The 12,610-nt window shown below is 71.2% G+C and carries 14 protein-coding genes; 9 read left to right on the top strand and 5 right to left on the bottom strand.

Features of this window, described 5'->3' with window-relative positions:
• The first annotated feature begins 67 nt into the window (after positions 1-67).
• Positions 68-1,135: a GNAT family N-acetyltransferase gene (locus H516_RS21795; RefSeq protein WP_022889971.1), complete on the top strand. Its 1,068-nt coding sequence runs from the start codon at positions 68-70 to the stop codon at positions 1,133-1,135.
• A gap of 18 nt (positions 1,136-1,153) precedes the next feature.
• Here H516_RS21795 and H516_RS0112080 read toward each other — a convergent pair whose 3' ends face one another.
• The gene (locus tag H516_RS0112080) at positions 1,154-1,585 is read right to left on the bottom strand and encodes a GNAT family N-acetyltransferase (protein WP_022889972.1); all 432 of its coding nucleotides are present in this window, start codon (positions 1,583-1,585) and stop codon (positions 1,154-1,156) included.
• Positions 1,586-1,637: 52 nt separating this feature from the next.
• On the opposite strand from H516_RS0112080, the gene H516_RS0112085 reads away from it, so the two are divergent.
• Entirely contained in the window at positions 1,638-1,958 is a 321-nt protein-coding gene (locus H516_RS0112085; RefSeq protein ID WP_022889973.1) for a hypothetical protein, read from the top strand.
• Positions 1,955-2,731, top strand: a complete 777-nt coding sequence (locus H516_RS20965; RefSeq protein ID WP_211217089.1) for an ABC transporter permease — start codon at positions 1,955-1,957, stop codon at positions 2,729-2,731. The genes H516_RS0112085 and H516_RS20965 overlap by 4 nt, the downstream gene beginning before the upstream one ends.
• Positions 2,732-2,825: 94 nt before the next feature.
• Here H516_RS20965 and H516_RS19890 read toward each other — a convergent pair whose 3' ends face one another.
• Together H516_RS19890 and H516_RS0112100 are read right to left on the bottom strand one after the other, a co-directional pair.
• The gene (locus H516_RS19890) at positions 2,826-3,437 is read right to left on the bottom strand and encodes a CoA-binding protein (protein ID WP_022889974.1); all 612 of its coding nucleotides are present in this window, start codon (positions 3,435-3,437) and stop codon (positions 2,826-2,828) included.
• Positions 3,434-4,729, bottom strand: a complete 1,296-nt coding sequence (locus tag H516_RS0112100; RefSeq protein WP_022889975.1) for an O-acetylhomoserine aminocarboxypropyltransferase/cysteine synthase family protein — start codon at positions 4,727-4,729, stop codon at positions 3,434-3,436. Before H516_RS0112100 ends, H516_RS19890 begins: the two co-directional genes overlap by 4 nt.
• Positions 4,730-4,813: 84 nt before the next feature.
• Between H516_RS0112100 and H516_RS0112105 the strand changes: the two genes are divergently transcribed.
• Both H516_RS0112105 and H516_RS0112110 read left to right on the top strand, forming a co-directional pair.
• Complete coding sequence (locus H516_RS0112105) at positions 4,814-5,110, top strand: antibiotic biosynthesis monooxygenase family protein (protein ID WP_022889976.1); 297 nt, start codon at positions 4,814-4,816, stop codon at positions 5,108-5,110.
• 134 nt (positions 5,111-5,244) lie between these two features.
• Positions 5,245-5,574 (top strand): DMT family transporter, encoded by a 330-nt coding sequence (locus H516_RS0112110; protein WP_022889977.1) that lies wholly within the window; start codon positions 5,245-5,247, stop codon positions 5,572-5,574.
• A 7-nt stretch (positions 5,575-5,581) separates the two neighbouring features.
• Here H516_RS0112110 and H516_RS0112115 read toward each other — a convergent pair whose 3' ends face one another.
• Entirely contained in the window at positions 5,582-6,589 is a 1,008-nt protein-coding gene (locus H516_RS0112115; RefSeq protein ID WP_022889978.1) for an NAD(P)-dependent alcohol dehydrogenase, read from the bottom strand.
• Between the two features lie 90 nt (positions 6,590-6,679).
• On the opposite strand from H516_RS0112115, the gene H516_RS0112120 reads away from it, so the two are divergent.
• Positions 6,680-7,345 carry a TetR/AcrR family transcriptional regulator gene (locus H516_RS0112120; RefSeq protein WP_022889979.1) on the top strand — a complete coding sequence of 222 codons (666 nt, stop codon included), beginning with the start codon at positions 6,680-6,682 and terminating at the stop codon, positions 7,343-7,345.
• 6 nt (positions 7,346-7,351) lie between these two features.
• Here the strand turns inward: H516_RS0112120 and H516_RS0112125 are convergent, their stop codons facing one another.
• Positions 7,352-8,917 (bottom strand): dolichyl-phosphate-mannose--protein mannosyltransferase, encoded by a 1,566-nt coding sequence (locus H516_RS0112125; protein ID WP_022889980.1) that lies wholly within the window; start codon positions 8,915-8,917, stop codon positions 7,352-7,354.
• Between the two features lie 29 nt (positions 8,918-8,946).
• On the opposite strand from H516_RS0112125, the gene rsmI reads away from it, so the two are divergent.
• The 3 genes from rsmI (at position 8,947) to metG (ending at position 12,610) form a co-directional block, all read left to right on the top strand.
• Entirely contained in the window at positions 8,947-9,780 is an 834-nt protein-coding gene (gene rsmI, locus H516_RS0112130) for a 16S rRNA (cytidine(1402)-2'-O)-methyltransferase (protein WP_022889981.1), read from the top strand.
• 92 nt (positions 9,781-9,872) lie between these two features.
• Positions 9,873-11,009: an NADP-dependent oxidoreductase gene (locus tag H516_RS19895; RefSeq protein ID WP_022889982.1), complete on the top strand. Its 1,137-nt coding sequence runs from the start codon at positions 9,873-9,875 to the stop codon at positions 11,007-11,009.
• 41 nt (positions 11,010-11,050) lie between these two features.
• Positions 11,051-12,610: a methionine--tRNA ligase gene (gene metG / locus H516_RS0112140; protein ID WP_022889983.1), complete on the top strand. Its 1,560-nt coding sequence runs from the start codon at positions 11,051-11,053 to the stop codon at positions 12,608-12,610.

Consider the following 12,610-nt stretch of genomic DNA (forward strand, 5'->3'; position numbering starts at 1 on the left):
CTCGCGCACGTCCGGGCACGAAGCTGCGAGGAGGCCGGACACAACCGAGCCGTAGGCTTGAGGGGATATGACGAATGCCGCAGACCTCGCCGTCGGCCCCACCGTGCCGCGCATCCGACCCGTCCGCCCCGAGGAGTTCGCCGCCGAGGCGGAGCTGATCGTGCGGGCGTTCGCGGCCGGACCGTACGGGCACCTGCCGAAGAGCGCCGAGCGCGCGGCGTTCGAAGCCGACACCACCGGCCGCGCCGCCGCCGGTGAGGTGCTCGTCGCGGTCGGTGACGACGGCGGCGTCGTCGGCACGGCGAGCGTGCTCCGCGCCGGTACTCCGTACGCCCGGGTGGCGGTCGACGGTGAGGCCGAGATCCGCCTGCTCTCGGTCGACCCCGCCGAGCAGGGCTCGGGCGTCGGCGCCGCGCTCATGCGCGCGAGCCTCGAGGCCGCGCTCGAATGGGGCGCGACGGCCCTCGTGCTCGACACGGGCACACGGAACGTCCGCGCGCAGGCACTGTACGAGCGACTCGGCTTCGAGCGGGCGTCCGAACGCGATGCGACGGTCGGCGCCGGGGTCGACTCGCTCGTCTACCGCTTTCCGCTCCAGCAACGCGACGACCTACGGGTGCGCCTCATGCGCCCCGACGAGGCCGGGGCGGTCGCGGCCCTCATCGAGGGCGCCTACGCCGCCGACTTCGAGCTGAACCCCGGCTATCGCGCCGACCTCGTCGCGGTCGCCGAACGGGCCCGCGACCACCAGGTCTGGGTCGCGGTGGATGCCACGAGCGGCGAGCTGCTCGGCACGGCGTCCACTCCCGTCGCGGGGGCTGCCATCTCGCCGCTCGCACGCGACGGTGAACTCGACTTCCGCTTCCTCGGCGTCGCCGCCGGGGCGCGGCGCCGAGGCGTCGGCGAGGTGCTCGTCGAGCATGTGGTGCGACTCGCGCGCATTCGCGGCCTCGATCGCGTGGTGCTGAACACCGGCCCAGACATGGTCGCAGCGCAGCGGCTCTACGACCGGCTCGGGTTCGGCCGCATGCACGAGCGGGAGTTCACCTTCGTGCCGCCCGACGGTTCGAGCTTCCTCATGATGGCCTACGGCCGCGACGTCGCCTCCGATGCAGTCCGGCCGATGTCGGCCTGAGCTGCCGCGCCGCGGTCGTCACGCGCGGGGGAGTGGCCCCATGCGCGCCATCCACTGCTCGGGCCGGTCGAGCGGCCGAAACCCGAAGCGCTCGTAGAGCCCGTGCGCGTCGGCGGTCGTGAGGCCGATGCGGCGGAGCCCGAGGGGCTCGAGCTCGGTCATGATCTGCTCGATGAGCGCCACGCCGACGCCGCGCCCACGCGCCGGCGCATCGACGTACACGTCGCACAGCCAGGCGAAGGTGACCCCGTCGGTGATCACCCGGGCGTACGCGAGTTGCTCGCCGCTCGCGCGGTCGTAGACGCCGTAGTTGCGCGACGCGGCGACCGCGGCCTCGTGCGCCGCACGCGAGCGCCCTTCGGCCCAGTACGACTCCTCGGCGAGCCAGGTGTGCACCCGATCCAGGTCGAGGCGTGCGGGGTCGTCGGAGAACTCGAGTTCGTCATGCATCCCTCGATGCAATCGCGGCCGCGCCGCGCAGGCAACAGCCACTTCGCAGTCGGTGGCTCGTCCGCCGGATCATTCAGACCAAGTCATCCTCACCCAGGGGCGGATCATCGCCGACGGCTCCGCCGAGCAGCTGGCGCGACAGATCGTGGGCGAGGACGAGGTGCGCTGGGTGCAGGGCGGCGACCGCCGCACCCGGTTCGTCGCCGACTCGACCGCGTTCGCGCGCGAACTGCTGCTCGAGCACGGCACGGCGGTCAGCGCTCTCGAGATCCGTCGCGCGTCGCTGGAGGAAACGTACCTCGCGCTGGTCCGCGAGGCCGAGGCTGCCGCGACGACGGCGGACGAGCGCGAGCTGCAAGGGGCGGCACGATGAGCATCGGCATTCCCGGAGTCCGCGCGGGGTTTGCGCGGGGCGTGATCGAACTCCGGCTCGCGTTCAGCGGCATGGATCTCGTCGGCCAGCTGCTCTGGCCGGTGGCAACGCTGGTGGCGCTCTTCCTGCTCCGCGACGTTCCGATCGGCCCTGACTACACGCTCGACACCTTCATCCTGCCGGGCGCGATCGGCATGTTCGTGGCGTTCGGCATGCTGCTCGTCGTGCAGCAGCTCGCAGCAGACCGCGAGGACGGCTCCCTGCTGCGCGCGAAGGTCACGCCGAACGGCATCCGCGCACATCTCATCGGCGAGCTCGTGCAGATCTCGGTGACGGTCCTCGCCTATCTCGCGACCATCCTCGTCCCAGGGCTCTTCTTCGTCGACGCGCTCGACACCGGCAGGTCGGGTTCGTGGCTGACCTTCGCGTGGGTCATCGGGCTCGGGCTCGTCGCCACCCAGGCGATCGGTGCCGTCGTCGGCTCGTTCATCTCGACCTCGCGCGGGGCCGGCTACGTCTCCCTGCTCCTCCTCGGGCTCATCGCGATCTCGGGCATCTTCGCGCCGATCACGTCGATGCCCGAGTGGCTGAAGCCGCTCGCTCAGGCGTTTCCGGTGTACTGGCTCGGCCTCGGCATGCGCTCCGCGCTGCTGCCCGACGCGCGGCGGCGATCGAGCTCCACGGCTCCTGGAGACCGGTGCAGACTGCCGTCGTGCTCGGGGTATGGAGCGTCGTCGGGCTCGTCCTCGCGCCGATCGTCCTCCGGCGAATGACCCGGCGCGAGTCGGGTTCGCGCGTTGCTGCCCGTCGCGAACGGGCGTTGCAGCGGCTCGGGTAGATCCCCCGGGTCGGTGCTCCTGACACGGGTCAGCGCAGCGTCTTGCGGCTCGTGATCTGCCCGGTGTCGAAGCCGAGGAGGTGCAGGCCGCCGTGGAAGCGGGCGTGCTCGACCTTGATGCAGCGGTCCATGACGACCGTCAGACCCTGCTCCTCGCCCGAGTACGCCGCCTCCTCGTTCCAGATGCCGAGCTGAACCCAGATGGTCTTCGCGCCGACGGCGACGACGTCGTCGATGACGCTCGGGATGTCGCTGCCGCGCCGGAACACCACCACGATGTCGGGCACCTCGGGCAGGTCCGCGAGGCTCGCGTACGCGGGCTGCCCGAGGATCTCGGTCTCCATGGGGTTCACGAAGTACAGCCGGTAGCCGCTCGACTGCTGCAAGTACGTGCCGACGAAGTAGCTCGATCGCTGCGGCTTCGGCGAGGCGCCGACGATCGCGACCGACTTCGCGGCGTTCAGGATGCGGAGGCGGGCCTTCGCATCGGGGCCGACCCAGGTGCGCTGCGAGTGCAGGAGCTTCGCAAGGGGCGAGGAGGCCGGGAGCTCGCAGGAGAGGCCGTTCGCGAAGCGGACCGTCTCGAGCGAGCCCTGCACCGAGGCATCCGTCTCGGTCGTGTTGACTGCGGTGTCGGTCATCGCGTGCCTCCTGTCGCGGCGGTGAGCGCCTGATCGAGATCGTAGATGAGGTCGTCGGCGTCCTCGATGCCGACCGAGAGCCGGACCACGCCGGGCGCGACGCCCGCGTCGACGAGCTGCTGCTCCGTGAGCTGCGCGTGCGTCGTCGAGGCTGGGTGGATGATGAGCGTCTTGGCGTCGCCGACGTTCGCGAGGTGCGAGGCGAGATTCACGTTCTCGATGAGTGCGCGGCCCGCGGCGCGGCCGCCCTTGACCTCGAAGCTGAACACCGAGCCCGGCCCCTTCGGCAGGTACTTCGCGGCCCGGTCGTGGTGCGGGTGGTCGGGCAGGCCCGCCCACAGCACCTGCTCGATGCGCGGGTCTTCGGCGAGCCAGCTCGCAACGGTGCGGGCGTTGTCGACGTGCGCCTGGATGCGGTACGGCAGGGTCTCGACGCCCTGCGCGAGCAGGAACGCCGAGTGCGGCGCGAGCGAGGGGCCGATGTCGCGCAGCTGCTCGGCGCGGAGCCTCGTGAGGAACGCGTACTCGCCGAAGTTGCCCGACCACTCGAGTCCGCCGTAGCTGGGCACCGGTTGCCCGAACAGCGGGAACTTCTCGGAATGCCAGTGGAAGCGCCCCGACTCGACGACGACTCCGCCGAGCGTCGTGCCGTGCCCGCCGAGGAACTTCGTCGCCGAGTGGGTGACGATGTCGGCGCCCCACTCGATCGGGCGATTGAGGTACGGCGTCGCGAGCGTCGAGTCGACGATGAAGGGGATGCCGTGCGCGTGCGCGACGTCGGCGAGCGCCTCGAGATCGGCGATCTCGCCCGAGGGGTTCGCGATGGTCTCGACGAAGAGCGCCTTCGTGTTCTCGCGAATCGCGGCCGCGTAGTCGGATGCCTCGGAGCTCGCCACGAACGTCGTCTCGATGCCGAAGCGGCGGAGCGTGACATCCAGCTGCGTGATCGAACCGCCGTAGAGGTTCGCGCTGGCCACGATGTGGTCGCCGGCGCCCGCGAGCGAGGCGAAGGTGATGTACTGCGCCGAGAGCCCCGACGCGGTCGCGACGGCGCCGAGGCCGCCCTCGAGGCTCGCTACGCGCTCCTCGAAGCTCGCGACCGTCGGGTTCGCGAGGCGCGAGTAGATGTTGCCGTACTTCTGCAGTGCGAAGCGGGCGGCCGCGTCGGCGGTGTCGTCGAAGACGTATGCGCTGGTCTGGTAGATCGGCAGCGCACGGGCGCCCGTCACCTGGTCGGGGATGTTGCCCGCATGGATGGCGCGGGTCTTGAAGCCGTATTCGCGGTCTGCCATGCGCGCAACGCTAGCTTCACCCGCACGACGGCAGGCTCGGCGGCGTAACGAAGAGCAACGGTCGTCGGGCGCTACGGTTGGCCGATGATCCTCGAACACGCGCTCCTGCCCGTCGTGCCCGGCCGCGAGGCCGAGTTCGAGACCGTGTTCGCGGAGGCGAAGCAGATCATCTCGTCGATGCCCGGCTTCATCGACCTGACGCTCTCGCGTTCGATCGAGACGCCGAGCGAGTATCTGCTGCTCGTGCACTGGGAGAGCGTCGAGGCGCACGAGCGGGGGTTCCGCGGTTCGCCCGAGTACGCGCGCTGGCGCGCGCTGCTCCACGGGTTCTACCAGCCGTTCCCGGTGGTCGAGCACTTCGCGCTCGTGCACAGGGCCTGAGTGCACAGGGCCTGATCAGGCGGCCTTGCTACGATTGACGCAGGTCGTGCGAGGCGACCACCGGACGAGGGCATCCAGTACCCGGAGATGACGACTGGCACAATGTTGTCCAACGAATCCGGGAGTGCACAGTCATGGCATGGATCATCCTCATCATCTCGGGCGTGCTCGAGGCCGTCTGGGCTACCGCGCTCGGCAAGTCCGAGGGCTTCACGAAGCTCTGGCCCTCGGTCATCTTCTTCGGCGCACTCGCGCTCTCGATGGCAGGCCTCGCCTGGGCGATGCGCGACATCTCGACCGGCACCGCGTACGCGGTCTGGGTCGGCATCGGTGCGGCGCTCACGGTCGTCTGGGCGATGGTCACGGGCGAGACGGATGTCTCGTGGCTGAAGATCGCACTGCTGGTGGGCCTCATCGGCTGCGTCATCGGCCTGAAGTTCGTCGACGGCGGCGCCGGCCACTAGCACCGACTCAGGCCGCGGCCTCCTGCGGATGCAGCACGAGATTGCCGACCTTGCGGCCCGAGTCGACGCGGGCGTGCGCCTCGGCGAGGCGGTCGAGCGGCATCGTCTCGTCGACCACCACGCGCAGATCGCCGGTCGCGATGAGGCCGAGCAGGGTCGCGAAGTCCTCGGCGCGCTCGGGGGACGTGCCCGTCTTCACCGGGCCGCGGGCGGTGATCATCTCGCCGAGGCTCGCGACGGCGAGCAGCAGCCGCCCGCCCTCGGCGAGGAGCGGGCGACCGGTCGCCGGGCTCAGTGCGCCGACCGTGTCGAACACGACGTCGAAGCGTTCGCCGCGTGACGCGAGCGAGCCGAGCGGCGTCGTGCGGTAGTCGACGACCCGGTCGGCGCCGAGCGCGGTGACGAGTTTGGCGTTCGGTGCGCTCGTGACGGCCGTGACCTTCGCCCCGAAGTGCTTCGCGAGCTGCACGGCGTTCGTGCCGACCGCGCCCGAGGCGCCGACGACGAGCACGTGCTCGCCCGGCCGCACCGCGGCCTTGTCGCGCAGGTAGTGCAGCGCCGTCGAGCCGCCGAACAGCACCCCGGCCGCGTCGTCGAACGTCACCCCGTCGGGGATGCGCGCGAGCCGCGAGGCGGGGACCGCGACGAGTTCGGCGTGCGCACCCATGCGCGCGCCCGTCATGCCGCACACCCGGTCGCCCACGGCGTACCCTGATGCCACGGTGCCGCCGGCGTGCGGGGCGCCGCCCGTGGCATCCGCACCGATGGCCTCGACGACGCCGGCGAAGACCGCGCCGAGCACGCGGACCCTCGGCCCGCGCACGCCGAGCGCGAGCCTGCCCGGCACGGCGAAGCCGCGGGGGAACCGGGCGCCGCGAATGCGGGCGTCGCCCGAGTTGACGGTCGCAGCCATGACGCGCACGAGCGACTCGCCGCGGCGCGCGACGGGATCGGGAACCGTTTCGACCCGCGCGACCGACGGCGGGCCGTACCGTTCGACGACTGCTGCGCGCATGCTGCTTCCTTACGCCTGTAAGTTCGTTCGGTGTCCACGATAGCCTTACGGTCGTAAGGACGCAAGGATCGCCGTGAGGATGGAGGAGGAATGGCCCAGCGCACCCCGCTCAGCCGCGAGCGCATCATCGCCGCCGCGATGCAGGTCGCCGACGACGGAGGGCTTGCCGCGGTCAGCATGCGGAGCGTCGGCAGAGCGCTCGGCGCCGAGGCGATGTCGCTCTACCACCACGTCTCGGGCAAGGAGGAGCTGCTCGACCTCCTCGCCGATGCGGCGTTCGAGGAGATCCCGTTGCTCGAGATCGGCACGCCCTGGCGCGCCGCCATGGTCGACCGCGCCGGGGCCATGCGCGCGGTGCTCACCGCGCACCCCTGGTCGCTCGGCCTGCTCGAATCGCGGTCGAACCCGGGGCAGGCCGTCATGCGTCACCACGACCGGGTGCTCGGCGTGCTGCGGCACGGCGGCTTCGACCTCGCGCTCGCCGCCCACGCCTTCTCGGTGCTCGACGCCTACATCTACGGCTTCGTGCTCACCGAGCTCACCCTGCCGTTCACGCCCGACGAGGGCGCCGACGCCTTCGCCGAAGAGCTCGAGCTTCCGGCGGAGGAGTACCCGCACCTGGCCGAGATGCTCGAGCAGATGGTCGTCGGGCACGGCTACGACTACGGCGACGAGTTCGGCTACGGCCTCGACCTGGTGCTCGACCAGCTCGAGCTGCGACTCGCCGCGCAGCGCGGCGCCGCGGGGGCGGGCTGAACGCGCTCAGCCCCAGCTCGGCAACCAGAAGTGCAACTCGCGCAGCGTCGGGGTGATCGGCACGCCCGTCCAGATCGGGAGGAAGAACGCGGAGACGAGCAGCACGACGGCGAGGAAGACCGCGACGACCGCGAGCCCGCTGGTGCGTTGCCAGCGCTCGTCGCTCGGCCGGCCCGCGATCAGTCCGAGCACGAAGACGAGCGCGAGCACGAGGTAGGGCTCGAAGGCGATCGAGTAGAACTGGAAGACGGTGCGGTCGAGGTAGGCGAGCCACGGGAGGTACCCCGCCGCGAGCCCGACGAGGATCAGGCCCGCCTGCCACTCGCGGTACCGTGCGAATCGGTAGACGAGATAGAGGGAGGCTGCGGCGGCCGCCCACCAGATGATCGGATTGCCCACCCCGATGATCGAGGAGACGAGCCCGCTCGAGGCATCGTCGGAGTAGTGCATGTTCGTGGGCCGGACCATGAACAGCCAGGTCAGCGGGTTCGACTGCCACGGATGCTCGCTGTGCACCCCCACGTGGTAGTCGTACGCCGACACGTGGTAGTGCCAGAGGCTCTGGAGCGAGTTCGGAACCCACGCGAACAACCCGGTCGCCGCGTTGCCGGCCTCCTCGGCCCAGTGCCGGTAGTAGCCGCCGTCGGTCGCGAGCCAACCCGTCCACGAGGCGAGGTAGACGACCGCCGCCACCGGGACGAGCAGTACGAACGTCACCGGCGCCTGCTTGAGCAGCCCGCCGGTCAGCCAGAACGGCACCCGCGCACGTCGCCTCGCCACGATGTCGACCACGACCAGATAGAGGCCGAACGCTGCGAGAAACCACAGCCCCGACCACTTGACGGCGGTCGCCGCGCCGAAGGCGGCGCCCGCGGCGACCACCCAGGGGCGCGCCCAGAGCGCCGGCCCGTAGTGGGGGTCGCGGCCGGACGCCCACGCCTCCGCGAGCCGGGCGTCGAGCGCCCGCTCGGCATGGGCGCGATCGAGCAGCACGAACCAGAAGCCGAGCAGTGCGAAGAGCATCACCCAGTTGTCGAGCAGCGCGACCCGTGACATCACGATCGCATTGCCGTCGACCGCGAAGAGGAGGCCCGCGGTGACCGCGAGCGCGGTGGAGGAGAACAACCGCCGGCCGACGAGGGTCATCAGGAACACGGCGATCGTTCCGGCGAGCGCCGTCGTCGCACGCCACCAGAACGCGTCGCCGGCGCCGAACGCGGCCATGCCGAGCCCGATCAGCCACTTGCCGAGCGGCGGGTGCACCACGTACGAGGGCTCGTCGAGGTAGAGGTCCGTGTCGCCCGCGGCGAAATCGGCGTCGGCGCCTTCGGGCCAGCGCGACTCGAAGCCGTTGTGGAGGAGCGTCCACGCGTCCTTCACGTAGTACGTCTCGTCGAAGACGATCTGCTGGGGCTGCCCGAGGTTCCAGAATCGCAGCACGGCGGCGATGACGGTGACGAGGACGGGGCCGCCCCAGTACCAGAGCCGGCGTCGGGCCGGGCTCGACATCTGCCGGGACCACCAGTCGTCGAGCCGGGAGCCCGTGGGCTCCACCGACGCGTCGACACTCATGCGCCCAACACTAGGACAGACTTGAGGGCATGATCATCCTCGCGGCGACGCCCATCGGCAATCTCGGGGACGCCTCGGCCAGGCTCAGGGAGGCGCTCGTGGCCGCGACGGTGATCGCCTCGGAGGACACCCGTGTGACGCAGCGGCTCATCGCCGCGCTCGGCATCTCGAACCGCCCCCGCCTCATCGCGCTGCACGAGCACAACGAGCGGCAGAAGGCCGACGAACTCGTCGAACTCGCTCGAGAGCACGACCTCCTCGTGCTGAGCGACGCCGGCATGCCGACGGTGTCCGACCCCGGCTTCCCGCTCGTCGCCGCGGCGGCGGCCGCCGGGGTGCTCGTCACCGTGATCCCCGGCCCCTCGGCCGTCGTGACCGCGCTCGCCGTGTCGGGACTGCCGACCGACCGATTCGCCTTCGAGGGGTTCCTGCCGCGCAAGGCCGGCGAACGCGCTCGCCGTCTCGCCGAACTCGCGGGGGATCGACGCACGCTCGTCTTCTTCGAGGGCCCGTCGCGACTCGCGCCGAGTCTCGAGGCCCTCGCCGAGGCGTTCGGCGCAGAGCGCCCCGCCGCGGTGTGCCGCGAGCTCACGAAACTCCACGAGGAGGTTCGCCGCGGGACCCTCGGCGAACTCTCGGAATGGGCCGCCGCAGGCGTCCGCGGCGAGATCGTGATCGTCGTGGGCGGGGCGGGCGAGACCGCGGTCGACGCCGAGAGTGCGCTCGAACGCGTGCTCGGGCTCGCCGCGTCGGGCACCCGGCTGAAGGACGCGGCCGCCCTCGTCGCCGGCGAGACCGGAATCGGCAAGCGCGAGCTGTACGAGGCGGCGCTCGCGCGCCGTCGGCAGCCCGCCGGAGACTAGCCGGACGGCGCGCGGGACACTCGGCGCAACCCCTGTCGGTCGACCCCCGAACGGGGGAGAATGAGGGCATCGCCCGACATGGGAGGTGCGAGATGGATGACACGCACGGAACGCACGGGGGCGGCGCGCACGCCGTCCGATTCGCCGAGTACGGCGGGCCCGAGGTACTGCGGGTCGACGACGTGCCGGTACCCCAGCCGGGGGCCGGCGAGGTGCTCGTCGAGGTCTTCGCCGCCGGCCTCAACCCCGCCGACAGCGCGGCGAGGCGCGGTGAGCACCGCGAGCGATGGCCGGTCGAACTGCCGGCCCACCAGGGCAGCGATCTCGCCGGAGTCGTGATCGCGACCGGGCCGGGCGTCGCCCGATTCGCCCGCGGCGACGAGGTGATGGGTTTCGTCGCCCGAGGTGCGCAGGCGAGTCATGTGGCCGTGCCCGAGCAGCAGCTGCTGCCCAAGCCCCCCGGGCTCTCGTGGGAGGTCGCCGGGTCGCTCCACTTCGCCGGCACCACCGCGTGGAACGCCGTCGAGGGCCTCGCACTCGGACCGAACGACACCATCGTCGTCACCGCGGCCGCCGGCGGCGTCGGCTGCCTCGCCGCGCAGTTCGCGAGGATTCGCGGCGCGACGGTCATCGGCACCACCGCCGAGGAGCGCTTCGACTTCCTGCGCCAGTTCGGGGTGATCCCGACCGGGTACGGGCCGGGTCTCGCCGAGCGCGTGACCGCGATCGTCGAGGCGACCGAGCATGCACGCCCGGTGACGGCGTTCCTCGACTTCCTCGGCGGTGAGACCGCCGCCGCGCTGGCGCTCGGCGTGCCCCGTTCGCGCGTCTTCACCGTGCTCGACCAGGGTGCCGTCGAGGCGAGCGACGCCGTCGCGCTCGGGGCGGGCGACGTCGTCGCGCTCGGCCGGGTGGCCGCGCTCGTCTCGGCGCGTCGGGTGCGCCTCCCGATCGCCGACGTGTTCCCGCTCGCCGAGGTGGCCGACGCCTACCGCGCGCTCGACCGTCGCGACGCACCGGGCAAGATCGTGCTCGGCTTCCGCGTCGTCGAGTACCCGGGCCAGCGGGTGCGGGAGCCCGCGATCAAGGAGCAGGACGTGACGCTCGGCGTCCCCACGCCGCACGAGCATCTCGACGTCGCCGAGGCCGTGCCGGCGGCGATCGGCGACGGCAGCGTGCGACGGCGGCGGCGTGAGCGCCGAGCCGAGGAGGAGGCACAGCGCGGGTAACACGAACGCCGCGGCATCCGGGCGCCCATAGAATCGATCGCATGGCCGAAGCCTCCTCGTTCTACATCACCACGCCCATTTTCTACGTCAACGACGTGCCCCACATCGGGCACGCCTACACCGAGGTCGCCGCCGACGTGCTCGCACGCTGGCACCGGCAGGCCGGTGACGACACATGGATGCTCACGGGCACCGACGAGCACGGCCAGAAGATCCTCCGCACCGCGACCGCGAACGGCGTCACCCCGCAGGAGTGGGCCGACAAGCTCGTCGCCGACGCGTGGATCCCGCTGCTCGAGACCGTCGGCATCGCGAACGACGACTTCATCCGCACGACCGACGCGCGTCACGAGGCGAATGTGCAGAAGTTCCTGCAGAAGCTCTACGACGACGGCCACATCTACACGGGCGAGTACGAGGGGTACTACTGCGTCGGCTGCGAGGAGTACAAGCAGGAGTCCGACCTCGTGCCGGGTGCCGGCGAGTACGAGGGCCAACTGGTCTGCGCGATCCACTCGAAGCCGGTCGAGCTGCTGCACGAGAAGAACTACTTCTTCCGCACCTCGGCGTTCGCCGAGCGACTCCTCGCCCTCTACGAGGAGCGCCCCGACTTCGTGCAGCCCGAGTCGGCCCGCAACGAGGTGCTCGGCTGGGTGCGTTCAGGGCTCGCCGACCTCTCGATCTCGCGATCGACCTTCGACTGGGGCGTCAAGGTGCCCTGGGACGAGACCCATGTCGTCTACGTCTGGTTCGACGCGCTGCTCAACTACATCACCGCGGTCGGCTACGGGCAGAGCGACGAGGAGTTCGCGCGTCGCTGGCCCGCGCAGCACATCGTCGGCAAGGACATCCTCCGGTTCCACGCGGTGATCTGGCCGGCGATGCTCATGGCGGCCGGACTCGAGGTGCCGAAGGGGGTCTTCGGTCACGGGTGGCTCCTCGTCGGCGGCGAGAAGATGTCGAAGTCGAAGCTCACCGGCATCGCGCCCGAGCAGATCACCTCGACCTTCGGCTCCGACGCCTTCCGCTACTACTTCCTCCGGGCCATCGCGTTCGGCCAGGACGGCTCGTTCTCCTGGGAGGACCTGTCGGCCCGCTACCAGGCCGAGCTCGCGAACGGCTTCGGCAACCTCGCCTCCCGCGTCGTGGCGATGATCACGCGCTACTGCGACGGCGCTGTGCCGACCGCCGGCGCGCTGCAGCCCGCCGACATCGAGATCGCCTCGGTCGAGCGTCGGGCTACGGATGATTCGTGGCAGGCGATCGATCGCCTCGCGATCCACGAGGCGATCGGCGCCGCGTGGGCGCTCGTCGACGCGCTCAACGGCTACCTCACCGCCGAGGAGCCGTGGGTGCTCGCGAAGGACCCGGCGAACCGCGAACGGCTCGAGACGGTGCTCGCGACGGCCTACCGCGGGCTCGGCACCCTCGCCGTGCTGCTCTCGCCCGTCACGCCCGTCGCCGCGGCGAAGCTGTGGGCGGCCCTCGGCGCGCCCGGCACCGTGCAGCAGGCCCGGATCGATCGCGCATTCGAGGCCGAGCTCGGCGAGCGCGTCGCGCCGCTCGAAGCACTCTTCCCCCGCGTCGAGGTCGCGGAGTAG

Source organism: Agromyces italicus DSM 16388, assembly GCF_000421545.1.
Lineage (GTDB): Bacteria > Actinomycetota > Actinomycetes > Actinomycetales > Microbacteriaceae > Agromyces > Agromyces italicus.